We start from the raw sequence: 23,994 nt of genomic DNA, 5'->3' as shown, positions 1-23,994 counted from the left end.
CTTACGGTGAACTGTAATCCTGTACTGTTTGCCACCTGCTTTCTCCTTATTGTTATTCTTGCTCTGCTGCCACGGCTACCGCATGCGCCGATGCGTTCCGCCGCTCCCCTGATGAAAAGCAAAATGCTTAAACTGTGGTCTGAGTCTGCTCACACCACAGTTCATGTTGATAAAGCATCACATTGATAAGACAAGACGTTATAAAGACGCCCTATTGGCTAAAAAACACCACGCTAGAGAAAAATGTAGAAAATTCAGGGCGAGTAGAGATTCGGTGTGTTCATCACACAGTAGGAGGCAAGAAAGTCGCGGGTATTAAGCGATAGGCAGAATAATGAGAACGTTCCCTGTGACATCCTTAATGCGAGTCCTGTTGATAAAAATGGCGCATAAAGGATAGCAAGCGAAGTGAAAACTCAATAGTGCGAAGAAAGGGCTGAAAACAGGCCAATCAATTGATTAATAGTGAAATAGTTTTTATGCAATTAATAACAAGAGAGCAAGACTTCCGCCCTGCTCTCCTCAACCTTCCGTTTAGCTGGAGAGCTTTTGCAACCCCATATTAACGATACGGTCGCCGATCATCGACGCATCAATGCCCAGAGACGCGCCGCCGTTGCCGCGAGCGTGCAGGTTAGTGTTGCCGGTATCACCCGCCACCGCGCTCTTGATCATGCCAACCGCCTTCATGAATTTATCCATGCTGCCCTTGGTCATGCCGTCGTCATCCGGCTTGCTCAGCGCTTTAGCCCAGGATTTATCCTCCTGTTTCGCCGTCTGCCAGTTGTCTTTCTGGTATTCGGCCTTGCCGAAGACTTCAGGATATTGATCCATAAACTGACCAATTTCTTTCGCCATCGCCCGATCTTCTTTATCCACGAAGTAACGCGTCGGGCTGTCGTTGTGCGTACTGATGTTGTTCAACTCCTGCAAACCGGCTTTTTGCCCAACGCTCATCCCCAGCGTGCTACCCAGTTGGTTAAACGCACCCGCGCCGCTCAAGCCTTGCAGGCCGTTATTACCCAGTTGCAACGGTGACGTTTGCCCTTTCGTCTGGCTCAGGCCGTTGCCCAGGATTGCGGACAGCGCATCGTTAACGCCTTGGGTATAGGCAGAAATTTCCGGCGACGACGGCTGTTTGTTGCCGAAAAGCCCACCTTGCTGCTGTGACATGCCGCCGCCCAGCAGATCTTCCAGCGCGCTAAACAGCAGGCTGCCCATCATGGCCGATGGATTCATGGCATTCATACCGGCACCCAGCGCGCCGCCCAATCCACCGCCGAGCGCACTTCCCAACCCGCTGCCAAGGCTGCTGCCGAGACCGCCCCCCAGACCACCGCCCAGTAGACCACCACCGAGTCCGCCCAGACTGCTACCCAAACCGCCAAGGCCACCGCTCATGCCGCCGCCCATCATGCTGCCCATGAACATCATGGTCGTCATGATATCGGACAGCTGTTCTGCGATGTTGCTACGCTGGCCACCAAACGCCGACTGCGATGGCGATCCGCCATTTTGTGAAGACTGAGAGGGAAATAAACTGCCGTTACCGCCCGCTTTGATCGTAATTTGCAGAGAAGCTCCGCCACCAAGAGAATTAAGCATAATGTTTCCTCAATGAATAAATGGGTTATGAAAGCGCCAATGATGTGCGGTCAGCCCGCGTGACTGTGACACTCCCCCATTAAGTGATTTCCTTGCGTACTCAGTTCCCATCTTATGCACGAAAACGTATGACTTTTTCACGGTTCAGCGCGGCGGCAGATCGGCCAAACGCCACAGTTCGTCGATTGCCGCAACTGAATCAGTCAATGTGGATAATGCCCGATGTAACCGCAGATGTTGCTGTTCATCCAGGCTCAGGCTAATGGCAAACAGCACGTCAGCCTCCAGAAAGCGGCGTTGTAAAATTTGCCGCAGCATACCGGGGTAATGTCGAGCGGGAGCCAGCGTTAAGGTGAGTGTCGCCTGCCGCGCTGGCACTGCCGTAAACCACAGCGTGACGCCCGGTTGTACCGTCCAACAAGCGGCCGGCGCCGTTTCCAGCGCCGTGAGAAAGTCATGCTGATTGTCGAATTCCACCGCAGGCTCACTCATCCACGCTGACCCTGCTGTAATCCGCCGGGCCACTACGCAAATCGGGCTGCCACCAGATGATTAATTGCCGCGTTTCAGGTTGCGGGCGACAGGTCACCGAGGCGCAGTTGGCGACCTGCCGCGGGGCATTGCAAGCGCTCAGCAGGAGTACTATCAGCGCGACGGACAGTGCTTTATGATTCATGATAACTTCCTGTTTTAATTGAGATCGCTACCGAGATATCAGCAGGTTACGTCGGGCTGGCTGGGGCGTCAGCGCGGGCTGCAAAGCCAGGAAAACCTCGCTGGATTCTCCCGGTGCCAGTGTGGTTTTCGGCCACACGGCCACCGCTAACGTGCGGCTACTGGCACAGGCGGCTTCATCAAAACGCTGCGGCTGTGTGCCGCCGTTACGCACGACGCCAACGCTCAGACGCACCTGACCGTTGCCGTACCACTGATAGCGCGAACTGTCGTAGATCAGGCCCGACTGCGAGCGGCACACCTCTCCCAATCGCGCACCTTTGCTGTCGGCCTGAAACCCGGCGGGAAGCTGGCGGCTGGCAAGATCGCGAAACGCGCCTTCAATCAGGCTGTAGAGATCCGTTTTACCGTTGCGTTGCGCGACGCGGTTCATCGCACCGTTCAACTGCTGGCGATTGGCGGAGGAAACATAGCGCGTGGGATCGGTTTGATCGCCGACCAGATGCGGCGTCAGAATAAACAGGCGCTCACGGCGCGAGACTTCATGACGCGTCGAGGTAAACAGTTGTCCCAGCAGCGGGATATCTCCGAGGATCGGAATGCGACGATCGCGGTCACCGCTTTCTTCAACGTGAAAACCGCCCAACACCAGCGCACGGTTCTCACCAATCAGCGCCTGCGTGCTGACGGTACCGCGTTTCACACCGGAGGCCTCACCTTCACGCCCCGTCTCCACCTGACCGTCTTCGATGTCAATAACCAGTTGGATGCTGCGCTGCGCGCCTTCGCCGATCACACGCGGCGTCACTTGCAGGCTAGTCCCCGCCGTCACGGGCTGAATGTCCGCGACACGCTCGCCCGTGGCCGTGATAAATGCCGTCCGGCTGAAATCGACAATCGCGGGCTGATTTTCCAGCGTCAGCACGGAAGGATTCGCAACAATGGAAGCCGTTCCTTCCCCCTCCAGCGCCTGAATGTCGGCGAAGAAGCGTTTGAAATCGCTGACAAACAGGGTACTCCGCCCCATCATCATCGTGCTACCCGCGCTCACATTGCCGAGCTGTGCCTGCCAGTTCGCTTCCAGCCGCGACATGGCGATCCGGTCCACATCCAGAATAATGGCATCAATGTTGACCAGATTTTGCGGTACGTCGATATGCTCGACGAGCTGCTGATACTCCGCCCGGCGTTTTTCATCATCCCGAATCAACAGCGCGTTATTACGCACATCGGCGGAAATCTTGCCGCTCAGCGTCACACGGCCTGATGCCTCACCGTTGCGACCTGGGTTGTTACGCGTTGCCAGCCGGGTCATCAGCGAACGCGTACTGTCCCGCATCGCTTCCATGCCGTTATCCGGCTGCACGGGCATCGGGCCGGATGCGCCCGCTGGTGCGGCACGCTGACCATCCATCAACTCATTGAGAATGGTCGCGACGCCGGGAATCGTGACTTTTTGATCGCGATATTGCAACGTCCGGTCAGATACCGAGGCATAGCGCAACGGAAAAATCATCACCTTGCGCCGTTCGTCCTGCTTTTCCCGCTGCTGGCTGAAATTACGGATCAGATCGATATATGCCTGCGGACCAGTGACCAGCACCACGCCCTCTTCTGGCAATTCCCCCCAGCCGAAGCGCGCATCGAGCAGCCCGATACCGCTGAGCGCCTGTTTGATATCAGGCGCGGCATCCGGGGAAATTTCCAGCCGCACCGACGCCTGTTCATCCTGCGGGCTGACATAGAGCGCATTGTTATACACGAACCACTGAAAACGGTGTTCCAGCGCCAGTCTGTCGAGAAACAGCGCGGGGTTATCTGCCCGAATTTTCGCCGTAACCTCATTATCCGCAATATTACCCAGTACCAAATCCACACCGTGGCTGTTGGCAAAATCCGTCAAAATCGCAGACAGTGGCGTTTGCTCGGCAGAATAGGCATACGCGCCCTTATTCCAGTCGGGTGGCGTGGCGGCGTGCGCCAGCGAAATGATCCCGTTCACGGGGATAATCCCCATCAGCACCACCGCCCAGCAAAACCAGCGATAGACCGCCAGCAACGTGCTATACGATCGATGACGTATCAATCCCTTACGCATGTCGTTCTCCTTGCAAAAAAGCGAGCGTGTTCAGATTCAGTGGCGCGGAAACGGGTGCTTTCGCACGCGGTGTGAGCAGGCTCAGCCAGACATCCCGTTGATTAAGTAAGGTTTCCAGGCTGCGGCACAGTTGCATGACGTCATCGGCATCGGGCCGCATCCAGAGCCAGAACTTTTCATCCTGTGGGGAAAGCGACAGTATGGCGGTGTCATCCTGAAACTGAGCGTGGGCGGCGTCAGCCAGCTGTAATGCGCGCGCCAGCATCGGCTCATCGGGCGTGGCGCGCAGCGGAATGGCCGCGCTGCACGCCACGCCCGAAGACTGCCGCACCATCGCCACCGCGCCACCGTCAATGTCCAACTGTAGCGTCGGCGTCCCGCCGTTTAGCCAACGCTCCAGCATCGCGGCCAACTCAGTTGAAGTCATTGATGATGGCCTTTGCCAAGCCGTGTTTAACGCTCAACAGTTGCCCGACTGCCCAACTGGCATTGGAATAATCCATACTGGCTTCAAAAAAGGCGTAACTGTCCGCCTGACTGGCTCCGCCTTCGGCAACATTCAGTGCAATATCATCCAGTTGCTGCTGCGAATCGACCAGGTGCGCGTCAAGGCGACGCTGAATGGGGTTAAGGGACATTGCAGGCTCTCCTATAAGGTTTTTTCCTCACAAACGGTTTGGGCCGTTGACCTGACGTTTTGGCCGTTACCTAAACGTCATGTCATTGACTCAATAGTGAGTGGTTAACCTAAGCGGGCAGTTCCCAGTGGCGGGCAGTGATTTCACATCGCGGCGGGATATTCAGGAGGAATCAGTTGCGCCGTCGCCTGTCGCCAGCTCAGCGACATCACGCCATGCGCCGTAATCAGCTTCATGGCATCGCTATCCAGCGCCTCATCGCTGGCGAGACGCCACTCCAGATGCGCATGTGCATCCAGCCAGTGCTGCACGTCGGCAAGCTGGGCGGGATGGCAGTACAGCGTTCCCCGGCTCTCTCCCTGCTGTTGCTTCAGCAACTGCCGCAATAAAGCGTGATGACGCGACGGCGCAGGCGTTTTATCCAGCAAATGCGCCAACGCATCGCGCAGCAGCTGTCCGGCTTGCGTAATCATGATTTTTTCCAGATCCATCCGCTCTTGCTGAACGCCCTGTAGTAACGCATTTGCCTGCTGCCAGAATCCCGCTTCTGCGTGTTCTACCGCCTGCTCACAGAGCGTTCGGGCACGGTCGTGCGCTTGCGCCACAATCGTCTCGGCCTGCGCATTGGCTTCTTCCCAGAGTGTCCGACTGCGCCGATGCGCTGCGATGCGCTCCGCCGGAATAATCACCGTTTCATCCCGACTCGCGCCGGGTAATGTCACAAACGTCTTCGTTGTCAGCATTAGTCATCCTTACTGTGCAAGGTGAAATCGATTCTAGGTCGGTGTCGATGCCTTCCAGATCAGGGCATCGCACAGCGCATTCAGCCGTGCGGCGGGCAATGATACCGTCGGGGTATCACAATGATGTTCCCCGTCACCGGGCCAATCGCGAGGAAAAAGCAGCCGCAGACGCGGCCAGCACGTTTCACCATAGCGAATGCGCAGCAGCGCCAACGCATCCTGATAGCCCACAGCGGAGGGCGCCGACGATGATGAAACAGAAAAGGTGATTGATGACGGTAGCCATAAGCCCGGCCGCAGCGCCTTTGCCAGCCGCTCGCACCATATGCCCTCCGCGTCCGATCGTTCCAGATGACGTACGGGCTGACACACCCGTGACATCAGCCGCAGTACCGTTTCCCGCTGCGCTGTATCCAGCGCGCCCATTTGTATCAGTGAGGCAAGCGGATCCGGCGGCAGCACTGGCGGCAGAGAAAAATGGCGATGAAGCTGCACGGCGTTCACATGCAGCCAGTCGCGACGCGGCGGCGAATCAGGCAACCTCACCTTCCCGTTCCACCAACTGGGATCGGCCTGTAACAGGCAGTCTTCTGCCCACCAGATCAGCCAGGCAAGCGGTGTGATGTCACCCGATTCGCGCCCCAGCTTTTGCGCTTGTGTGGTCATGGTGACGACGCCGCCCCCGCTTTTTTCTGCTGCCACTGCCGCAGGTAAGGCATGCCAACGCGCCAGCCTAATAGGCCGGCCAGTAGCAAACCGAACAGCCCCGCACTCCACTGCCAGCGCCGCATCTCATCCGGCGTGAGCGTAAACGGCCCCAGCGTGACGACGGGGATCGTGTCCTGATACGGTTCCGCCGGAACAAAGACGATCGCCAGTTCTTTATCATCCTTGCCAGACAGGCCGGGGATGCTGCTGGCGACCATACGACGGATTCGTTGCTCCATCCCATCAGGCTCCAGTTCAGCACGATATTTGATAAACACCGCCGCCGAGGCTGGCTGAACCGGCTCGCCGGGGGCAATACGTTCGGGCAGCACCACATGCACCCGCGCCACCAGCACGCCGTCGATCTGCGCCAGCGTCGCCTCCACTTCCTGCGACAAGGCGTAGATATAGCGGGCGCGCTCTTCAAGCGGCGTCGAGATCACACCGCTTTTCTGAAAGACCTCGCCCAGATTGGTACGCGATTGCTTCGGTAAACCCGCCGCATTAAGAATATTGACGGCACGTTCCATGTTTTTCGCATCGGTCACCAGCGTGACGCCGGTTTTGTCCACCCGTTTCTCCGCGCCGATCTGATAGCGGCCAAGCATCGAAATCGCTTCGTTGGCATCGTTCTCCGACAGCCCGCGATTCAGCTCAATCGGCTCGCCACAGCCAGCCACTAGCCCGATCAGCAGAAGAAACACTCGCTTATCGATTTTCATAGGCCGCTACTGTAAGTTGGTGAGTTTTTCCAGACTTTGTACACTTTTCGCCACCAGTTTGGCGCTCAGCAGACTTTCCAGATAGAACGACGACAGCGTTCGGGTCGCATCCAGCACGTCCTTTGGATTATTGGAGCGCATCGACTGGCTTACATCGCGTTCGGCGGATTTAAAAACGCCGTTCAATCCCTGAGATTTTTCCGCCAGTGCGCCCAGCCACTGGCTGTTGCCGCTTTCTGCCGTCATCGGTGCCGACGACAGCGCCGCGCTAAACCAGGACACATCCTGATTGGTGGCAGAAGAGGAAAAAGACGTACCGTTGTCCGCCAGCGGAGCATCCCCCGGCTGGGGCAGCGTAGTAGCGTGGTTGATTTTCATGGTGTGAATTCCATCGCGGACGGGATAAAAATAAAGCCGGAGCAAGGCTCCGGCTCGTTGCATCACGATCAGAACTGGATGGCTTTCGCCGCTTTCTGCCCGGAGTTCAGTGATTTGGACGCGGAATCCATCTGACCATCCAGAATGGAGTTTTCCGTATCCAGCGCAATTTTCTGCGCCTGAGCGCCCGCAGCACGGGTCAAAGAACCGGCCATCGCGGTATCCAGAGTCTGAGAAGCCGCCTGAGATGCAACCTGAGAAAGTCCTAAAGCCATGATATATCTCCAAATATAATGAATGTTTACGGTAGTGAACTGTCATGCTGTACATACAGTCATCTTGTTCATTCATTAAGTGGGAGAGCGGGTCAGTGAGTTCCAACTAAAAGGAAATTCTTTCTGTAATCTCATTCGAGAGGAAGAACTAGCCTAGTTTTATCTGTGTTTCCGACCGTTAGTCATGATGGATTTTCTTTTAGAATAATAGAAAGCGTTATTACCTTACCGAAAGGCCGTACGTTGTTTCTGATTTTCAGAAACGTTTTTATGCTGTGCAACTGGCAAGGATGCGATACCTGAACCCATGCCGTACTATTCCCGTCACGCTGCCAAATGGTCGCTATGCTCACCTTAACTACCAACACCGGATTGTGGCTCAGACTTGTTTTGATTTCATTTGGCAGCGCATTGCTGGCTCTGTTTATTGGGCAAGGGATTCTAGCCAGGCTGGAGCAAACACAACTGCTGAACTACAGCCAGGAAGTGCTCAAGCAGGGAACCGACGTCGCTCATGAAGGTCGGGAAACGATTAACCGAGTGCTGACGCTGGGTAACACCCCGTGCTCCAGTGCCGATCTGAAAGAATTGCGCCTGATCTCTTTTTATTCTGTTTATCTGCGGGATATTGGGCGTATCAAAGACAACTATCTTATCTGTTCAGCAGGCTGGGGAATCCTTAACCCACCGATTTATCTGCTACCACCGAACCTGACGACCCCCGATGGCGTACAGCTGTGGACGGCAATGAAAGATGTGATTGACCCGCGAATTACCGCAGATATGGCAAGCCTCAACGGTGTGGTCACCATCACCGCCGCCGCCGCATTCCGCCGTTTTATTCAGCCGCCCGCCGACTACAGCGCCATGTTGACAACGCATAATCTGGATCACGTCTATCAAACGTTTGGCAACATCGATCTCCCTGTATTCAAGAAGACGCACCATCAGGATAATTCATGGCTGGCCATGGGAAAACGGCAGACGTTTTTCTGCGCGTCGAATGTGAATATCTGTGTACTGGCTCAGTTGGATTCCGCAGGAATCCTATATCGTCCGTGGTATATCATCGCCTTGCTGTTTTTTGTCGGTGCGTTATTCGGTGCCAGTTTTACCCTGTCCTATCAGCTCTACTACGATCGGCACCATGCTTTACCCTCACAGCTAAAACGCGCGATTAAACACCAGCGGTTTCAGGTGCATTATCAGCCACTGATCAGCCTGCCACAGCGCGCGATTATTGGCGTAGAGGCACTGGCGCGTTGGAAAAACGAGCGCGGCAACAATGTCTCGCCAGAGTTTTTCATCAGCCTTGCTGAAAAAATGGGCTACTCAGACGAACTCACCCGCATCATTACCCGTCAGGCGCTGCACGACATGCGGCCCTACCTCACGCAGGAGACACCGTTTCTTCTCAGCATTAACCTGTCCGTCTCCGACATTGTTTCGCCTGATTATCATCGCTTCCTACAGCAGATGTGTGACGAGTTAGCCATCGATAAAACGCGCGTCATGCTGGAACTCACCGAACGGTCGAGCACATCCCATAAGACGCTGGCAGACGGCCTTGAGGCCTTACGACATTCGGGCTATAAGGTCGCGCTTGATGATTTCGGCACGGGATACTCTAACCTCGACTATCTAAGCAACTTACCGTTCGATATGATCAAGATCGACAAAATTTTTGTCGGTGCCATCGGCACAGATTCGGTTAATGCCGCGATGGCCGATCTGCTATTTACCCTGATCAAAAAACTGGACGTCTCGGTGATCTTCGAGGGAGTAGAAACACGCGAGCAAGCCGCCTACATCCTGCAACAGTGCCCGTCGGCGATTATTCAAGGATGGTATTTCAGTAAGGCGGTGGCATTGCACGATTTACCGGACATCCGTCACTATCTGTGTCCGCCGATAGAAACGGTGTAGACAGAAACGATGTAAATAGAAACGGTGTAACCTGAAGGCAGGCCTCTCCCCCAAAACAGGCCTGCCATCTTCAGCCCTCATGCCTGACAGGCTTCTCCGCCCCCTGCGCACATTTCTCGCGCCGTCACGTTCAGCACTTTCAGGCGGTGATAGAGCGTCCGCTTGGGGATCCCCAGTTCCACGATCACATCGTCAATACAGTGGTCGTGGCGGCGCAGCGCATCCTGAATCAGAAATTTTTCAATCCGCTTTAAGCGGTCTTTCAGTTGCAAAGGACGCGGGTGCAGCAGCGGCTGAATTTCAGCCAAAGGCGACAGCCCCAGCGCCCAGCGATCCGCCGCCGCTTTCAGCTCGCGGATATTGCCCGGCCAGCTGTGGGTCAGCAGCTGTTCGTCAATGTCCGCCGTCATCGGCGGCAGCGTCATTTTCAGGCGTACCGCTGCTTCCTGACTAAAACGCTGAAACAGCGGCAGAATAAGATCGCTGCGGGAACGCAGCGTCGGCAGTTGAATCTTTACCGTATCCAGACGGAAATAGAGATCGCGGCGAAACAGCCCTTTTTCCACCAGTTGCAGCAACGGCGTTTGCGTCGCCACAATTACGCGCATATCCACGGGCGTGAACTGGGTGCTTCCCAGCCGCTTTACGCCACGGCTTTCCAACACGCGCAGCATCTTGGCTTGCAGCGTCATGGGCATACTGTCGATCTCATCCAGAAACAGAATCCCCTTATCTGCACTTTCCAGATAGCCGGCGCGGGAACGGTTTGCGCCGGTATAAGCCCCCGACACCACGCCAAACAGTTCACTTTCGGCCAGATTTTCCGGCACGGCGGCGCAGTTCACCGCCACCAGCGGGCCGCTGCATCGAGAAAGTTGATGGATACGATTTGCCAATGTGTCTTTGCCCGTACCGGTTTCACCTTCCAGCACGATATCGACATTGAGGGGAGCAATAACATTGATGATGGGCAAGAGCGATGAGTGAATATCATCTGCCGTGTGTGTGGAATGTCCCGACAATGACGGGAAATAGTCTACTGATGGTGGTGCTTTTTCTAATGGTGAAGGCTCTGATAACGAATGCTCTAATGAAGAATCGTGCTGTCTGTCCTGACGGTAATAATAACTCATTAACTACTCCTGAAGCCCAGACGGGCTAACTGACTGCCTTCCATAACGTGGCGCCCTACCATGCATTTGCCGCGTTTCTCCGCATAACGCAGGCCAATACCTCTCCAGTAGAACGATGATAAGCATTACCGCCATTGAATAATGAAACCATCAGACATCGCTGAACATCAGGTAGGAATTCCAGAGGAATTTGTAGGGAAATGCCTACAAAAAAAGGCCAACATAAGCAAAAACAGTCCGTTACCTTCCTAAACAATTAGCAGGGAAACGAAAAGATGTCGTAAGGAAAGCGTAAGCTTCAGCAAAAGGGATTCGCCGACTGTTGAATCCCTTTTATCTGTTGTTTTCGCACAGCGTATTCCCGCGATTAGGGAATGAGCTTCTTGCTAACGACGTATTTAACGATTTCCACATTAGTACTGAACTGCATTTTTTCCATCAGACGTGCCTTGTGGGTGCTGACCGTTTTGTTGCTGATGGCCAACTCATTGGCGATGGCGTTGATGCCCATCCCCTGCGCAAACATAATCATGATTTGGTGCTCTCTGGCCGTCAGTACATCGTGCTCGGCTCTGCCGCCCTCCGCGTAGTTGGAAAACACCAGCTGCTCGGCAATCGTGTGGTCGATATAGCGAGCGCCCTGTGCGACGCGCCGGATCGCTGCCAGCAGCGCTTCCGGGTCTTTATCTTTGGTAATGTAGCCTCTGGCGCCGCTTTTCAGGGCATGCTGCGCAATTTGCGCCTCGCTATACATGCTGAGCACCAGAATCGGCAAGCGCGGATATTGCGCCACCACGCGTGAAATCAGCGCTTCACCGCTGATACCGGGCATCGACATATCCAGCAGCAGCAAATCGGGCGTCACGCTGCGCAGTTGTGCCAGCACCTGTGCGCCATTTCCCGCTTCGGCGACAACGCTCAACGAGTCATCCAGCGCAAAGATCTGCTTGAGTCCTTCACGCATGATGACGTGATCGTCCGCGATCATTAAACGTATTGGTTTGCACATCGCTCATCTCTTCCTTTTGTTATTCTTATCCCGCGGTTAGCGGGTATAGCCATGTTTAGGAAACGTTAGCTGCACCAACGTGCCTTTGCTGGGCGCGCTTTCAATAACCACTTCGCCTCCCAACATTCGTCCACGCTCTTTCATGCTCATGAGTCCGAAGGCATTTTTATTTTTAGCGCGAGAATCAAAACCTTTACCGTTGTCCTTGGTACACAACACCACGCAGTCCGGCTGGTTATCCAGCGTAATGATTACCTGTGTGGCGGCGGCGTAGCGCGCCACGTTAGTCAACGACTCCTGCACGACGCGAAAGGCCGCCGTGGTGCTTTCGTCATTAAGCGCCAGCGGTTCTCCCAACGTTCGCAGCAGACAGGTTGCGCTGTAATGCCGGTTAAATTCGTCGCACAGCCATTCCAGCGCAGGCGTCAGCCCCATATTCAATACATTCGGCCTGAGCCGAGTCGAAACATTACGCACCACCTGGATCGTTTGGTCCGCCAACTGCATCAGCTTTTGCAAATGCGCCTGCATCTCTGGATTTTCCTTGGCAAAACACATCCGCATTAGCGACAGGCTCATGCGGATCGTGGTCAGGTGCTGCCCCAGCTCATCGTGAATTTCCTGAGCGATATGCTTACGCTCTTCTTCGCGTGAAATCTCACGCTGGCGCGCCAGCAACCGCAATTGCATATGCGAATCGACCAGTTTTTTCTCCGCATAGCGAATCGCCGTAATGTCCCGTCCGACGGTCAGAATGGACACCAGCGCGCCGTGCTGATCGAATTCGGGCACACAGCGAATATGGTGAATATGATGATGACGCTGCTCACCTCTCCCCAGTTCTTCCATGACCTCGCCTTCCGCACTGCTGCGGGTATCGACAACCAGCCGCACCAGCTGTTCCATGCGGATCGCACAGCCCACACCGGGCATCAGTTCCGTAATCATACGACCCCGAAGTTGCTCTATGGTGAAATCCAGATGTTTCAGACTGGCGGGGTTGGCGTACAGGCAGTTCAGGTTGGGATCGAAGCGGATAATCAAATCCGGTGTGTTCTCAACCAGCGCGCGAAATTCCTGTTCTCGCGCGTAGGCCAACTGTTCAATATGTCTACGTTCCCTGATATCTCTGACTACACACATGTTGTAGCTACGTCCTCTGTGTTGGAAATGCGTGAGATTGACCTCGACCGGAATCGCCATGCCATTGCGGGTAAGGTGCCTGGTTTCAAACGTGGTGCCGACGCCCGATGCGTATTCCTGAAACCAGTCGGGCGAGCTATGCTCAGCGACCCAGTCGGGATCGATATCGGCAACGCTCAAATGCATGAATTCCGTAATGCTGTAGCCCAGTGTCTGGCTGGCTGCTTCATTGGCGTAACAAAAACGCTGATCTTCGTTGACGATATAAATCGCGTCCTTGATGCGGCCAAATGCAAAATCCACCAGTTCAAGCTCGGGGGCTTTGGTTTTCTCATCGGAACGAAAAGGTTGGGTGAACATCATTGCCATCTCCTTATTTGAATTAAGACTGTTGTGCAGCCACCCGCCGTGCAGGTAGCGCAATACGGCGTCTCAACATTCCAGAAGATGGACAGGGAACCCTGCAACGGCATCAATGCGACCTGATATCACGGCGTGCGACCACGAACTGAACGGCAACCGCCATCATTAAATAAAGCGGTCACCACCTCAGTCAGTGAAAAACGGCGGGTGCAGGTGCGTCCTTTCGCCCCGTGAAATGCCGTCAGGATTCTACGGCCTGACGAATCACACTTCGGGCACGAGACAGCCGCGACCGCACCGTACCGATCGGGATCTCCAACTGCAACGCGAGATCCTGATAGCTGGCATCGGTATCCAGCAATTGCATCAGCATCTGACGGGTATCTTCAGGCAGTGAGACGATGGCATCCATCGCGCGTTTCAATGCCCGCTGGCTTTCGGTGATAGCGCCGGGATCGAGATCTATCGCGATATGTTCCAGCATCTCATCGCCCATTTCCTGAGCGCGCTGGCGTGCCTGCTTGAAATAATTGCGAACCAGGTTGAGGGCAATACCGAATACCCACGTCTCCGGCCGCGATGCTCCCGCAAATTTATCCTGATGTTTGAGCACTTCCAGATAGGTCATTTGCTGTAAATCCTCAACGTCGTCACGGTTGCTAACGCGCTTGCGGATAAAGTTATGCAATTTCTTTCCGTGTTGACGAAACACCTGTTCCCAATCGACAGATAACGCTGGGTAAAGCGAAGGGGTCTGTTCGATGTGTTTCAGGGTGGACATTTCCATTTGCTGACTCTCCGTTGTTGTGCCCCATTGGCAAAAACGGAAGAGCAAGCCTTGTGCCAGCCCGAAATGTTTTTTATCACACTGATTTTTAATCAGTTATTTTTCACTTTGCTTTTTATCACGCCACTTATTGCCAACGCCAACAGCGTGAAATTGCAAGTTATTGCAATCAGTAAAACGACATTTACGCCAATCTGCCATCAAATTCGGCCTGCTCCGATGACTTCACATCGGGGAACCCATCCTTTTCTGCGTCCACACAGCAATACATTCATACCGCTGCACGTTCACACCACGACACGTAGCCGATTTATTCAGGATGACATCATGATCAAAATGCCGACTGTCCTTCCCTCCAGCAGCACCCTGCCGCGCCCCGTCGTCGTGGATGACGATCCCGTGCCACAGGCCACGGTGCAGCAGACGAGTTCTCACCCTGCCTCCCCCGGTTTGCCGTTATCCACCTCGATGGAAGAAGTCGCGATGGCATTTGGCGAGCAAGCTGAGCGAAGAAGCAAATCGCTGAATCGGCGCCACATCGCCCAGCAGCCGGACGCGCGCGCGACCGCCAATGTCGAACGGATTGAGAAACTGACAGAACTGTTCAGGATGCTGGAAAATCCGTCGCAAAGTACGCTCGATCAGCAGCTGAGCCGCCTGCGCGACCTGCTGATGCAGCAAGGTTCGCCGTCGCTTGAAGCGGTGCTGGAAGCCGCAGGCAACGATCCGGCGCGCGGCGATATTCTGCTGCGCCACATCCAGCAACAATCTCCCCAACAGCCTGAGCTGACCGCGGCAGCGGAAAGTGCGTTACAGCAGTTGCATCAGGAGAAAGGGCCGGAAGTCCGGGCCGGTCTGAATACGGCAACGGCCATTGCGCTATTCAGCACCCAGCCGGAACAAAAACAGGCGATGCGTGAACTGTATTACCAAAAAATCGTGCATCAGCAGTCGGCCAGCGCGCTGCTGGATTCCCTGCTGGAACGCTTTGACGCCGCGACCTTTTCCATTGGGCTGCGCACGTTGCAACGGGCGCTGGCGGCGGATATTGCCTCGCTGACGCCGTCGATTCCGAAAGCCGTACTCAGCAAAATGCTGAGCAATCTCAACGATTCCCGCCACCTGAGCCATACGCTGTCATCCAGCCAGACGCTGCTCACTCGGCTAGCGAACAAAGTGCCCGCCTTTACGCTCGGTGCCGTGGAGCTAACCCGCCGCCTGATTGGCCTGAGCGCCAACGGTGCCTATGCCCGCGACCTGCATAATCTCGGGCGGGAAGTGGCCGGTACGCAGGTGCAACATCAGGCGATGTTTTTCAGCGCCCTGCTACCGCTCGTCAGCGACCTGCCGCATCCGCTGTGGCGAGACAGTAAAAACAGGCAAACGGCGATCCAACTGATACGCGGCATGATTGGCGATATCGCTCAATATGAAAAACAGCAGGCCAAAAGCACTCAGCATGATGAACTGACGCAGCGTGATACCGCATCGCGGCACAAACAGAATGCGCGCGACTCGGATAAGGAGCAGCCATGAATCTGTTAATTATCTGGCTGAACCGCATTGCGCTGAGCGCGATGCAGCGCTCGGAGGTCGTTGGCGCGGTCATCGTGATGTCCATTGTCTTCATGATGATCATCCCGCTGCCCACCGGACTGATCGATGTGCTGATCGCGCTCAATATCTGCGTTTCTTCTCTGCTGATCGTGCTGGCAATGTATCTGCCCAAGCCGCTGGCTTTCTCGACGTTTCCGGCCGTGCTGCTGCTGACCACCATGTTCCGGCTGGCGATCTCTATTTCCACCACGCGCCAGATTTTGCTCCAGCAGGACGGTGGCCATATCGTCGAAGCCTTCGGTAACTACGTGGTGGGCGGGAATCTGGCGGTCGGTCTGGTAATTTTCCTGATTCTGACGGTGGTGAACTTTCTGGTGATCACCAAAGGCTCCGAGCGCGTGGCTGAAGTAGCGGCACGCTTCACGCTTGATGCGATGCCCGGTAAACAGATGTCCATCGACAGCGATCTGCGTGCCGGATTAATCGAAGCCCATCAGGCACGGCAGCGGCGGGAAAATCTGGCGAAAGAAAGCCAGCTATTCGGGGCAATGGACGGCGCGATGAAGTTCGTTAAAGGCGATGCCATTGCGTCGCTGGTGATCGTGTTCATCAACATGATCGGCGGCTTCGCCATCGGCGTGTTGCAGCACAATATGGCCGCCTCCGATGCGATGCACGTCTACTCGGTATTGACCATCGGCGACGGTCTGATCGCCCAGATTCCGGCCCTGCTGATATCGCTGACCGCTGGGATGATCATCACCCGCGTCTCAGCCGACGGGCAAAAAGTGGATGCCAATATTGGTCGCGAAATTGCCGAACAGCTCACCAGCCAGCCCAAAGCGTGGATCATCTCCTCCCTCGGCATGTTTGGCTTTGCGCTGCTGCCGGGGATGCCGACGCTGGTGTTTGTCACCATCAGTCTGGCCTCACTCGGCAGCGGTCTGTTCCAGCTCTGGCGCATCAAACAACAGGGCCAGCTCGATGCCAACCAGTTGGAAGCGGACAATATGCCCGCTGAACAGAACGGCTATCAGGATCTGCGGCGCTTCAACCCCACGCGCGCCTATTTGCTGCTGTTTCATCCGGTCTGGCAAGGGCAGCCAACGGCAACGGCGCTGGTCCAGAATATCCGCCGTCTGCGTAACAAGCTGGTCTATCGTTTTGGCTTTACGCTGCCGTCCTTTGATATCGAATTCAGTGATCGGCTAGCGGAAGATGAATTTCAGTTTTGCGTCTATGAGATTCCCTACGTTAAAGCCACGTTTGTCACCGACCGGCTGGCCGTTGCCAGCGGTGCCGTCGAACCGACGGATGCCGCCCTCGCCACGCCCGGCCCCACGCTACGGGATGAAAGTCAGTGGCTCTGGCTGCCTCTGGCACATATCACGCAGCAGCCCGACGACGTGCCGCGCTGGACGGCGGGTGAGCTGATTCTGGCGCGCATGGAACAGGCCATTCACCGCACCGGTTCACAGTTTATTGGTTTGCAGGAAACCAAATCCATTCTGGCCTGGCTGGAGAGCGAACAGCCTGAATTGGCGCAAGAGCTTCAGCGCATCATGCCGCTCTCGCGTTTTGCCAGCGTGCTGCAACGACTGGCTTCCGAACGCGTACCCCTGCGGTCGGTGCGCCCCATCGCCGAGGCGCTGATTGAAGTCGGTCAGCACGAACGGGACACGCTGGCGCTGACCGACTACGTGCGTCTGGCACTCAAATCGCAAATCTGCCACCAGTACAGCGACGAAAACAACCTTGCCGTCTGGCTGCTAACGCCGGAAAGCGAAGAGCTGCTGCGTGATGCGCTGCGCCAGACGCAGAACGAAACTTTCTTCGCCCTGACGCAGGACTACGCCTCCACGCTACTCGGCCAGCTGCGGCAGGCGTTTCCGCCGTTTTCGTCGCATCGCAGTCTGGTACTGGTGGCACAGGATTTACGCAGCCCGCTGCGCACGCTGTTGCAGGACGAATTTCACCACGTTCCGGTGCTGTCCTTCACCGAACTGGAATCCACCCTGTCGATCAACGTCATTGGACGTCTCGATCTGTACGACTCCCCCGATCCCTTTAGCGCATAGGAAACATCATGTTTGAATTACGCGTGCTGACTGGTTTACATCGCGGTGCGGCGCTGCCGCTCTGCGGAAACGCCTGGCGCATCGGTGCAGCCGATGACGCCGATCTCGTGCTTTACGATCCCGGCATTGCGCCGTATCACAGCCAGTTGGAGAAGACCGCTGACGGCTGGGCACTCAGCGCACAGGATGGCGCGTTGTGTAATGCGGAAGGCCATACCGTCGAGCAGATTGACGCTCTGCCGCTAGGCACGCCGTTTGCGCTGGGGCAGATTTGGCTCTGCATTGTGGCGGCCGATACCCCTTGGCCTGACGATAACGAAGCCCCTCCGACGGCGGAAGAGCACGTTCCCCCAGCGGATATGCCCATCGACGACACACCCGTTCATACCGCTGCGCCGCTTCCTACACCCGCACCCTCGACACGCCTACCGCTGTGGGCTAAAGCCAGCTATCTGCTGCTTGGCGCGTTGCTGCTGGTGATGGTCGGCAGTTGGCAGCTACAGGAGAGCGTCGCGATGCCCGCCGCTCCGTCGCCGCAGGATACCCGTAAGCCGCTCGGCACATTGCCACAGCTGGAAAGCACGCTGCGCATTATGTTACAGGAGCGAGAACTGAGCACGGCCGTGAAAGTGGCGGCGTATCAAGATCGCCTCACGCTCACCGGGCAAGTCACGCCGGACGATCAAAAAAAGCTGGAACGGATGCTCGCTCAACTCCACCAACGTTATAGAACCGCGCTGTCCGTGGATAACCGCACGCAGCTGAAAACGGAGCAACTGCCGTTTCAGATCGTTCAGGTGACCAGCGGGTCGCGCGCCAACGTCGTCACGGCGGACGGTCAGCGCTTTTTCATCGGCGATGAGGTAGACAACCTGCGTCTGGTGAGAATTGATGAGCACCAGATTGAATTCAGCGGCAGACAACAGATAACGGTGAACTGGTAATGCAGACGCAACCTTCTTCTTTTCCGCTGCTCGACCAGTGGGTCGCACAGCAGCGCCAGCATCTGGCGAACTACGCGCCCGTGGAGAAAAAAGGCCGCGTCATGGCCGTCAGCGGCATTTTGCTGGAGTGCAGCCTGCCGCAGGCGCGTATTGGCGATCTGTGCTGGGTGGCCCGTCAGGACGACAGCCAGATGATGGCCGAAGTCGTAGGGTTCAGCCCGGACAACACCTTTCTCTCCGCGCTCGGTGCGCTGGACGGCATCGCTCAGGGTGCCGCCGTGACGCCGCTGTATCAGCCGCACTGCATTCAGGTGTCAGATCGTTTGCTGGGCAGCGTGCTGGACGGGTTTGGGCGGGCATTGGAAGACGGCGGCGAGAGCGCGTTTGTCGAGCCGGGTCATGCTACGGGGCGCACGCAGCCAGTGCTGGGCGATGCCCCGCCGCCGACCTCCCGACCGCGCATCAGCCAGCCGCTCCCCACCGGATTACGCGCCGTCGATGGCCTGCTAACTATCGGTCAGGGGCAGCGCGTCGGCATTTTCGCCGGTGCGGGCTGCGGTAAAACCACGCTGCTGGCCGAGCTGGCGCGTAATACGCCGTGCGACGCCATCGTTTTCGGGCTGATTGGCGAACGTGGTCGCGAATTGCGTGAATTTCTCGATCACGAGCTGGACGATGAACTGCGCAGCCGCACCGTGCTGGTGTGTTCCACCTCCGACCGCAGCAGTATGGAACGCGCCCGCGCGGCGTTCACCGCCACCGCCATCGCCGAGGCTTACCGTGCCGAAGGCCGTCAGGTGCTGCTGATTATTGATTCCCTGACGCGTTTCGCCCGCGCCCAGCGTGAAATCGGTCTAGCGCTCGGGGAACCGCAGGGGCGCGGCGGGCTACCGCCGTCAGTTTATACGCTGCTGCCGCGTCTGGTCGAGCGCGCCGGACAAACGGAAGACGGTGCCATCACCGCGCTCTATTCCGTGCTGATCGAGCAGGACTCCATGAACGATCCGGTCGCCGACGAAGTGCGTTCGCTGATCGACGGGCACATCGTGCTCGCCCGACGACTGGCTGAACAGGGGCACTATCCGGCTATCGACGTGCTGGCCAGCCTGAGCCGTACCATGAGTAACGTCGTGGATACCGATCACACTCGCAACGCGGGCGGCGTACGGCGACTGATGGCAGCTTACAAGCAGGTCGAGATGCTGATCCGTCTCGGCGAATACCAACCCGGCCATGACGTGTTGACCGATTCCGCCGTCAACGCTCAGGCAGAAATCACGCAGTTTCTGCGTCAGTCGATGCGTGAACCGATGCCGTATGGCGTGATTCAACAACAGCTCGCCGGAGTCAGCCGCTATGCCCCATAACACCGAACGCGATGCGGAGTTACAGACCGTGTTGAACCTGCTGATGCCGATACGCCGCCAGCGCTTAAGCCGCAGCGAGCGTCAGCAGCGGCAGGAAGAAAATCAGTTGCTCCGAATTGCGGAACAGCAACGCCATCATCAACAGCAGGTCGAGGCGCTGCAACAAGCCAGCCAGACGCAGCGCGACCAGTTTGCCCGAGAAACCCAGGGGCAATGCCAAACGCTGGAAAACCTGAAAACGCGCCTTGCCGCCGAACAGCGCTTACTCAGCGAGATAGCGACAGAAACGCAGCAGGTGCAGGCCACACAGCAGCAACACCACGACCAGCAGCGTCAGGTGGATCACGCCCGAGACGCTACTCGCCAATGCCAGAAAGCAGTGGAGAAGCTGGAATATCTGCTTACGTTACCTCAGGAGCACGTATGAATAACCGACAGATTGCGTCCCCCGAATCCAAGGCGACGCAGAACGCGCAGGCCGCGCTGCACGGCAAATCCTCAAGCGCCGACGATCCACAGCACGATCCACACCATAGGGATTTCTGGGAGGCCTTCACATTTTCAGACGGCTTTGAGGACGCGTTTTATCAGGAAGCGCCTTTCGCCTTAGCGCCAGGCGGCCCCATCAACGCCCCACCGCCGTTGCAGAGTGAGGCACCGGACAGCCCACAAAATGTGACACCGCCACAGTGGCAGCCGCTGCAATGTGAACTGATTGAGGCGATGGACAACATCTGCGCCCCGCCGTTTGCTTTTAGCCTGCAACTGCCGCAGTTGGGCGATATCGATGCGCGGTTAGCCACGCTGGTGCCGCGCGGCTGGGATATTTCCCTGCGTTTCAGCCGGGAGAGCTACCACCAGTTAAAAGATCGGCGTGAAGCCTGCCGTCATTCGCTCTCCAGCGCGCTGGACTGCCCGATAAATCTGCGTTTTGACGCCAGAGAGTATGAGCGATGAATCCGAATCTACAGCACATCAGACCGCTGACGCTGCCGGCCCTGTGCGCGCAGCACGCGCATATCCGATCGGTGCTGGCCACTGGACTATCGCTGCCGTTTATCCGCGACGGACTGGCTGGCCGCCTGCACCTTCAACTGGCGAATGTACGCGAGCAGGCAGAGGACTCGTTCACCACACAGGCAAGCCGTTGGCGGAGCAATATCGGCCATGTCTCACTGGCCGATCCGTTTCCTGTGCTCAGCCTGCTGTCGGATTGCCCGCTGCTGCCCCTCACACAAGACGATGACGCGGCACAGGAATGGTACTGGACGCTCTACAACCAGTCGCTTAACCCCGTGCTGCGGATGCTGATCGGGGAAATCTATCCGCTAAGCCTTCCTCAGCAAGAAAGTGGGCAGAAAGAACAGGATTCAACAGAGCAGAATCACAAGGCTGCCTGGCTCAGCGTGAACTGGAACGGCATGACCGTGCGCAGCCGGATGCAGGCCACTGACGCCGTCTGGCTGGCGCTGTTTTCCCGTGCCGACTGGCACCACCAACGCCGTACGCTACCCGCAGGAATAACTATCGCCATCCCGCTCACGCTGGCTGATGCCGTGCTGCCGCTGTCCGCGTTACGCCGTTTGCGTACGGGCGATCTTATTCTACCCAACCGCTCGTGGTTTGCCCCTTCCGGCGAGGGAACGCTGTCATCCGGCGCGCTGCGCCTGCGCGGCACACTACAGCTTACGGAACTCGCCCCCTACACCTTTACCGTTACCGACATGGAGACTGTCTCAATGCCCGCTACCGACACGATGCTAGCCGCTCCCCACTCAGATGCGTCAGCGCTTGAATTCACGCCAATGAGTGACAACGTCACTGAAAACTTACCGCCGCTGCCGGTCAGCTTACACATTCGCTGCGGCAGCCTGACGATGACGCTGGCGGAATTGCAGCATCTTGCCAGCGGGAGCGTGCTGACGCTGCGCGACGTGGTGCCGGGGCAAGCCTGGCTGTATCACGGCGATATCGCCCTGGCGAGCGGCGATCTGGTCGATGTGGAAGGCCGACTAGGGCTACAGATTACCCAGTGCTTTTCCGCACCCTCGCACGAACTGCCGATAGCGGACGAAGAATACGCCGCCGAACCGGAGCTGGCACCATGACCTCTGGCGCGTTCGATCCGTTGATGTTTGCGCTCTTTCTGGGCGCCCTTTCCCTGATTCCGCTGATGATGATTGTCTGCACCTGCTTTCTGAAGATTGCGATTGTGCTGCTGATTACCCGCAACGCCATCGGGGTACAACAAGTGCCGCCCAACATGGCGCTGTACGGTATCGCACTCGCGGCAACGCTGTTTGTCATGGCACCGGTGTTTCAGGACATCAGCAAACGCGTGCAGGAAAAGCCGCTGGATATGACCGACATCACGTCGCTTCAGGCCAGCGTGACCTACGGGCTGGAGCCGCTGCAAACGTTTATGTCACGCAACGTTGACCCGGATATTCTCACCCACCTGCACGAGAACAGCCTGCAAATGTGGCCTGCATCGCTGTCCGAAAAGGTAAACACGCAGAATCTGCTGTTGGTGATCCCGGCTTTCGTGCTGTCGGAGCTACAGGCCGGGTTCAAAATCGGCTTCCTGATCTATATCCCGTTTATCGTCATCGACCTCATTGTCTCAAACGTGCTGCTGGCGCTGGGGATGCAAATGGTCGCGCCAATGACGCTCTCGCTGCCGTTAAAGCTGCTGCTGTTCGTGCTGGTCAACGGCTGGACGCGGCTGCTGGACGGCCTGTTCTACAGCTACCTGTGAGGCCACGATGGAAATAATCACACTTTTCCGTCAGGCCATGGTGATGGTCGTGCTGCTCTCTGCGCCGCCTCTGCTGGTTGCGGTGATCGTCGGCGTGCTGATTTCGCTGTTACAGGCGGTGATGCAGTTGCAGGATCAGACGCTGCCCTTTGCCGTCAAACTGATTTCCGTCGGGCTGGCGCTGGCGCTCTGCGGGCGCTGGATTGGCGTAGAGCTGATGCAGTTAGCTATCACCGCATTCAACATGATTGCGCACACCGGGGTATAACGCCGCATGATCGCCACCATTCAGCACGTTTACGATTTTATCATCGCCATTACGCTCGGCATCGCCCGGCTGTATCCCTGCTTTATTCTGGTGCCAGTTTTTTCACTCAACGTGCTGAAAGGCATGACACGCAACGCCGTGGTGATTTCCCTGACGCTGCTGCCCGCCCCCATCGTGCAGCAGCAGCTTCTGCTGACGCCGCTGTCCTGGCCGATGCTGCCCGGCCTGTTGCTGAAAGAGGTTATTGTCGGGCTTCTCATCGCGCTGATTCTGGCGATGCCATTCTGGCTGTTTGAATCCGTCGGTGCCCTGTTTGATAACCAGCGCGGCGCGCTCATGGGCGGCCAGCTCAACCCCGCGCTGGGCTCGGACGCCACGCCGCTCGGCCATCTGCTGAAACAGACGCTGATTCTGCTGTTGATTATCGGTATCGGCCTGAAAGGGCTGACGCAGCTGATTTGGGACAGCTACCAGATCTGGCCGATGCTGTCCTGGCTGCCCGCGCCGGGCGAACAAGGGTTTGAGGTCTATCTCAGCCTGTTGGCCGACACCTTCACTCATCTGGTGGTGTACGCCGGGCCGCTGGTCGCACTGCTGCTGCTGTTGGAATTCAGCATTGCGCTACTCAGCCTGTATAGCCCGCAGCTTCAGGTGTTTGTCCTGTCCATTCCGGCCAAGTGTCTGGTGGGGATGGCCTTTTTCATCGTTTACCTGCCAGTGCTGCAATATTTAGGCGACCACAAACTTCAGGGGCTGCCAGATCTCAAGCACCTGCTCCCGCTGCTTTTTACGGCATCGAACAGCGAATAAGGCGGAGCT

At 56.7% G+C, this 23,994-nt stretch carries 27 protein-coding genes; 12 read left to right on the top strand and 15 right to left on the bottom strand.

The features are described 5' to 3' along the window. Positions 1-186 (top strand): hypothetical protein (locus tag K7X24_RS14905; RefSeq protein WP_224555566.1); only part of this gene is annotated, 186 nt, incomplete at its 5' end. 348 nt (positions 187-534) lie between these two features. Here the strand turns inward: K7X24_RS14905 and K7X24_RS14900 are convergent. The 11 genes from K7X24_RS14900 to K7X24_RS14850 form a co-directional block, all read right to left on the bottom strand. After that, entirely contained in the window at positions 535-1,605 is a 1,071-nt protein-coding gene (locus K7X24_RS14900) for a harpin HrpZ family protein (RefSeq protein WP_263499291.1), read from the bottom strand. Positions 1,606-1,749: 144 nt separating this feature from the next. Then, positions 1,750-2,097 (bottom strand): type III secretion protein, encoded by a 348-nt coding sequence (locus tag K7X24_RS14895; protein ID WP_211045883.1) that lies wholly within the window; start codon positions 2,095-2,097, stop codon positions 1,750-1,752. Then, positions 2,090-2,281, bottom strand: a complete 192-nt coding sequence (gene hrpT, locus K7X24_RS14890) for an HrpT family type III secretion system protein (RefSeq protein ID WP_044207430.1) — start codon at positions 2,279-2,281, stop codon at positions 2,090-2,092. Before hrpT ends, K7X24_RS14895 begins: the two co-directional genes overlap by 8 nt. Before the next feature lie 27 nt (positions 2,282-2,308). Continuing rightward, entirely contained in the window at positions 2,309-4,378 is a 2,070-nt protein-coding gene (sctC, locus tag K7X24_RS14885; protein ID WP_224555563.1) for a type III secretion system outer membrane ring subunit SctC, read from the bottom strand. Continuing rightward, a complete protein-coding gene (locus tag K7X24_RS14880) occupies positions 4,371-4,805 on the bottom strand; it encodes a type III secretion system chaperone (RefSeq protein ID WP_224555561.1) in 435 nt (144 codons plus the stop codon). Before K7X24_RS14880 ends, sctC begins: the two co-directional genes overlap by 8 nt. Further along, positions 4,792-5,016 (bottom strand): type III secretion protein HrpF, encoded by a 225-nt coding sequence (locus K7X24_RS14875; protein ID WP_009112566.1) that lies wholly within the window; start codon positions 5,014-5,016, stop codon positions 4,792-4,794. The genes K7X24_RS14880 and K7X24_RS14875 overlap by 14 nt, the downstream gene beginning before the upstream one ends. Positions 5,017-5,159: 143 nt before the next feature. Next, positions 5,160-5,759: a type III secretion system stator protein SctL gene (gene sctL, locus K7X24_RS14870; protein WP_224555560.1), complete on the bottom strand. Its 600-nt coding sequence runs from the start codon at positions 5,757-5,759 to the stop codon at positions 5,160-5,162. A 33-nt stretch (positions 5,760-5,792) separates the two neighbouring features. Beyond that, positions 5,793-6,425 carry a type III secretion protein gene (locus K7X24_RS14865; RefSeq protein ID WP_211006795.1) on the bottom strand — a complete coding sequence of 211 codons (633 nt, stop codon included), beginning with the start codon at positions 6,423-6,425 and terminating at the stop codon, positions 5,793-5,795. Further along, the gene (gene sctJ, locus K7X24_RS14860) at positions 6,422-7,189 is read right to left on the bottom strand and encodes a type III secretion system inner membrane ring lipoprotein SctJ (RefSeq protein ID WP_224555559.1); all 768 of its coding nucleotides are present in this window, start codon (positions 7,187-7,189) and stop codon (positions 6,422-6,424) included. Before sctJ ends, K7X24_RS14865 begins: the two co-directional genes overlap by 4 nt. 6 nt (positions 7,190-7,195) lie before the next feature. Further along, complete coding sequence (locus K7X24_RS14855; RefSeq protein ID WP_095994672.1) at positions 7,196-7,567, bottom strand: EscI/YscI/HrpB family type III secretion system inner rod protein; 372 nt, start codon at positions 7,565-7,567, stop codon at positions 7,196-7,198. Positions 7,568-7,635: 68 nt separating this feature from the next. Continuing rightward, on the bottom strand, positions 7,636-7,842 hold the full coding sequence (locus K7X24_RS14850) for an Hrp pili protein HrpA (protein ID WP_009112561.1): 207 nt from the start codon (positions 7,840-7,842) through the stop codon (positions 7,636-7,638). Positions 7,843-8,187: 345 nt separating this feature from the next. Here K7X24_RS14850 and K7X24_RS14845 point away from each other — a divergent pair, with 345 nt between their 5' ends. Then, complete coding sequence (locus K7X24_RS14845) at positions 8,188-9,768, top strand: EAL domain-containing protein (protein WP_224555558.1); 1,581 nt, start codon at positions 8,188-8,190, stop codon at positions 9,766-9,768. A gap of 77 nt (positions 9,769-9,845) precedes the next feature. Here the strand turns inward: K7X24_RS14845 and K7X24_RS14840 are convergent, their stop codons facing one another. From K7X24_RS14840 to K7X24_RS14825, 4 genes are all read right to left on the bottom strand, one after another. After that, complete coding sequence (locus K7X24_RS14840; protein WP_224555557.1) at positions 9,846-10,901, bottom strand: sigma 54-interacting transcriptional regulator; 1,056 nt, start codon at positions 10,899-10,901, stop codon at positions 9,846-9,848. A 367-nt stretch (positions 10,902-11,268) separates the two neighbouring features. Continuing rightward, on the bottom strand, positions 11,269-11,910 hold the full coding sequence (locus K7X24_RS14835; protein ID WP_095699592.1) for a response regulator transcription factor: 642 nt from the start codon (positions 11,908-11,910) through the stop codon (positions 11,269-11,271). A gap of 36 nt (positions 11,911-11,946) precedes the next feature. After that, the gene (locus tag K7X24_RS14830) at positions 11,947-13,416 is read right to left on the bottom strand and encodes a PAS domain S-box protein (RefSeq protein ID WP_224555556.1); all 1,470 of its coding nucleotides are present in this window, start codon (positions 13,414-13,416) and stop codon (positions 11,947-11,949) included. Between the two features lie 241 nt (positions 13,417-13,657). Next, positions 13,658-14,203: an RNA polymerase sigma factor gene (locus K7X24_RS14825; protein WP_010302190.1), complete on the bottom strand. Its 546-nt coding sequence runs from the start codon at positions 14,201-14,203 to the stop codon at positions 13,658-13,660. Between the two features lie 327 nt (positions 14,204-14,530). On the opposite strand from K7X24_RS14825, the gene sctW reads away from it, so the two are divergent. Genes sctW through sctT form a run of 10 tightly spaced genes read left to right on the top strand, consistent with a single transcriptional unit; the run spans position 14,531 to position 23,985 of the window. Then, positions 14,531-15,739: a type III secretion system gatekeeper subunit SctW gene (gene sctW / locus K7X24_RS14820; protein WP_224555555.1), complete on the top strand. Its 1,209-nt coding sequence runs from the start codon at positions 14,531-14,533 to the stop codon at positions 15,737-15,739. Continuing rightward, a complete protein-coding gene (gene sctV, locus K7X24_RS14815; protein WP_125232765.1) occupies positions 15,736-17,838 on the top strand; it encodes a type III secretion system export apparatus subunit SctV in 2,103 nt (700 codons plus the stop codon). The genes sctW and sctV overlap by 4 nt, the downstream gene beginning before the upstream one ends. 8 nt (positions 17,839-17,846) lie before the next feature. After that, on the top strand, positions 17,847-18,782 hold the full coding sequence (locus K7X24_RS14810; protein WP_103159840.1) for an FHA domain-containing protein: 936 nt from the start codon (positions 17,847-17,849) through the stop codon (positions 18,780-18,782). After that, a complete protein-coding gene (gene sctN, locus K7X24_RS14805; protein ID WP_039505707.1) occupies positions 18,782-20,149 on the top strand; it encodes a type III secretion system ATPase SctN in 1,368 nt (455 codons plus the stop codon). The genes K7X24_RS14810 and sctN overlap by 1 nt, the downstream gene beginning before the upstream one ends. Then, on the top strand, positions 20,139-20,576 hold the full coding sequence (locus K7X24_RS14800) for a type III secretion protein (protein ID WP_224555554.1): 438 nt from the start codon (positions 20,139-20,141) through the stop codon (positions 20,574-20,576). Before sctN ends, K7X24_RS14800 begins: the two co-directional genes overlap by 11 nt. Then, positions 20,573-21,106, top strand: coding sequence for a type III secretion system HrpP C-terminal domain-containing protein (locus tag K7X24_RS14795; RefSeq protein WP_224555553.1), 534 nt, complete (start codon positions 20,573-20,575; stop codon positions 21,104-21,106). Before K7X24_RS14800 ends, K7X24_RS14795 begins: the two co-directional genes overlap by 4 nt. Then, the gene (gene sctQ, locus K7X24_RS14790; protein ID WP_224555552.1) at positions 21,103-22,257 is read left to right on the top strand and encodes a type III secretion system cytoplasmic ring protein SctQ; all 1,155 of its coding nucleotides are present in this window, start codon (positions 21,103-21,105) and stop codon (positions 22,255-22,257) included. Before K7X24_RS14795 ends, sctQ begins: the two co-directional genes overlap by 4 nt. Beyond that, positions 22,254-22,907 (top strand): type III secretion system export apparatus subunit SctR, encoded by a 654-nt coding sequence (gene sctR, locus K7X24_RS14785; protein WP_010681683.1) that lies wholly within the window; start codon positions 22,254-22,256, stop codon positions 22,905-22,907. The genes sctQ and sctR overlap by 4 nt, the downstream gene beginning before the upstream one ends. Before the next feature lie 7 nt (positions 22,908-22,914). Further along, positions 22,915-23,175: a type III secretion system export apparatus subunit SctS gene (gene sctS, locus K7X24_RS14780; RefSeq protein WP_010302163.1), complete on the top strand. Its 261-nt coding sequence runs from the start codon at positions 22,915-22,917 to the stop codon at positions 23,173-23,175. A gap of 6 nt (positions 23,176-23,181) precedes the next feature. Further along, a complete protein-coding gene (gene sctT / locus K7X24_RS14775; protein WP_224555550.1) occupies positions 23,182-23,985 on the top strand; it encodes a type III secretion system export apparatus subunit SctT in 804 nt (267 codons plus the stop codon). The last annotated feature ends 9 nt before the right edge of the window (positions 23,986-23,994 follow it).

Origin of the sequence: Pectobacterium versatile (assembly GCF_020166435.1) — a bacterium.
In the GTDB taxonomy this organism is placed as follows: domain Bacteria; phylum Pseudomonadota; class Gammaproteobacteria; order Enterobacterales; family Enterobacteriaceae; genus Pectobacterium; species Pectobacterium versatile.
The sequence above is the reverse complement of the archived record's forward strand: the minus strand, read 5'-3'. Positions and strand labels throughout refer to the sequence as shown.

What these genes read in the sequence shown, in the direction of transcription:
- K7X24_RS14810 (WP_103159840.1), top strand. Translation starts at nt 17,847, where the DNA reads ATGTTTGAATTACGCGTGCTGACTGGTTTACATCGCGGTGCGGCGCTG.
- sctR (WP_010681683.1), top strand. Translation starts at nt 22,254, where the DNA reads ATGACCTCTGGCGCGTTCGATCCGTTGATGTTTGCGCTCTTTCTGGGC.
- K7X24_RS14880 (WP_224555561.1), bottom strand. Translation starts at nt 4,805, where the DNA reads ATGACTTCAACTGAGTTGGCCGCGATGCTGGAGCGTTGGCTAAACGGC.
- K7X24_RS14800 (WP_224555554.1), top strand. Translation starts at nt 20,139, where the DNA reads ATGCCCCATAACACCGAACGCGATGCGGAGTTACAGACCGTGTTGAAC.
- sctT (WP_224555550.1), top strand. Translation starts at nt 23,182, where the DNA reads ATGATCGCCACCATTCAGCACGTTTACGATTTTATCATCGCCATTACG.
- hrpT (WP_044207430.1), bottom strand. Translation starts at nt 2,281, where the DNA reads ATGAATCATAAAGCACTGTCCGTCGCGCTGATAGTACTCCTGCTGAGC.
- K7X24_RS14895 (WP_211045883.1), bottom strand. Translation starts at nt 2,097, where the DNA reads ATGAGTGAGCCTGCGGTGGAATTCGACAATCAGCATGACTTTCTCACG.
- K7X24_RS14830 (WP_224555556.1), bottom strand. Translation starts at nt 13,416, where the DNA reads ATGATGTTCACCCAACCTTTTCGTTCCGATGAGAAAACCAAAGCCCCC.
- sctS (WP_010302163.1), top strand. Translation starts at nt 22,915, where the DNA reads ATGGAAATAATCACACTTTTCCGTCAGGCCATGGTGATGGTCGTGCTG.
- K7X24_RS14835 (WP_095699592.1), bottom strand. Translation starts at nt 11,910, where the DNA reads ATGTGCAAACCAATACGTTTAATGATCGCGGACGATCACGTCATCATG.
- K7X24_RS14825 (WP_010302190.1), bottom strand. Translation starts at nt 14,203, where the DNA reads ATGGAAATGTCCACCCTGAAACACATCGAACAGACCCCTTCGCTTTAC.
- K7X24_RS14900 (WP_263499291.1), bottom strand. Translation starts at nt 1,605, where the DNA reads ATGCTTAATTCTCTTGGTGGCGGAGCTTCTCTGCAAATTACGATCAAA.
- sctC (WP_224555563.1), bottom strand. Translation starts at nt 4,378, where the DNA reads ATGCGTAAGGGATTGATACGTCATCGATCGTATAGCACGTTGCTGGCG.
- K7X24_RS14840 (WP_224555557.1), bottom strand. Translation starts at nt 10,901, where the DNA reads ATGAGTTATTATTACCGTCAGGACAGACAGCACGATTCTTCATTAGAG.
- K7X24_RS14865 (WP_211006795.1), bottom strand. Translation starts at nt 6,425, where the DNA reads ATGACCACACAAGCGCAAAAGCTGGGGCGCGAATCGGGTGACATCACA.
- K7X24_RS14855 (WP_095994672.1), bottom strand. Translation starts at nt 7,567, where the DNA reads ATGAAAATCAACCACGCTACTACGCTGCCCCAGCCGGGGGATGCTCCG.
- K7X24_RS14875 (WP_009112566.1), bottom strand. Translation starts at nt 5,016, where the DNA reads ATGTCCCTTAACCCCATTCAGCGTCGCCTTGACGCGCACCTGGTCGAT.
- sctL (WP_224555560.1), bottom strand. Translation starts at nt 5,759, where the DNA reads ATGCTGACAACGAAGACGTTTGTGACATTACCCGGCGCGAGTCGGGAT.
- sctV (WP_125232765.1), top strand. Translation starts at nt 15,736, where the DNA reads ATGAATCTGTTAATTATCTGGCTGAACCGCATTGCGCTGAGCGCGATG.
- sctN (WP_039505707.1), top strand. Translation starts at nt 18,782, where the DNA reads ATGCAGACGCAACCTTCTTCTTTTCCGCTGCTCGACCAGTGGGTCGCA.
- K7X24_RS14795 (WP_224555553.1), top strand. Translation starts at nt 20,573, where the DNA reads ATGAATAACCGACAGATTGCGTCCCCCGAATCCAAGGCGACGCAGAAC.
- sctQ (WP_224555552.1), top strand. Translation starts at nt 21,103, where the DNA reads ATGAATCCGAATCTACAGCACATCAGACCGCTGACGCTGCCGGCCCTG.
- sctJ (WP_224555559.1), bottom strand. Translation starts at nt 7,189, where the DNA reads ATGAAAATCGATAAGCGAGTGTTTCTTCTGCTGATCGGGCTAGTGGCT.
- sctW (WP_224555555.1), top strand. Translation starts at nt 14,531, where the DNA reads ATGATCAAAATGCCGACTGTCCTTCCCTCCAGCAGCACCCTGCCGCGC.
- K7X24_RS14850 (WP_009112561.1), bottom strand. Translation starts at nt 7,842, where the DNA reads ATGGCTTTAGGACTTTCTCAGGTTGCATCTCAGGCGGCTTCTCAGACT.
- K7X24_RS14845 (WP_224555558.1), top strand. Translation starts at nt 8,188, where the DNA reads ATGCTCACCTTAACTACCAACACCGGATTGTGGCTCAGACTTGTTTTG.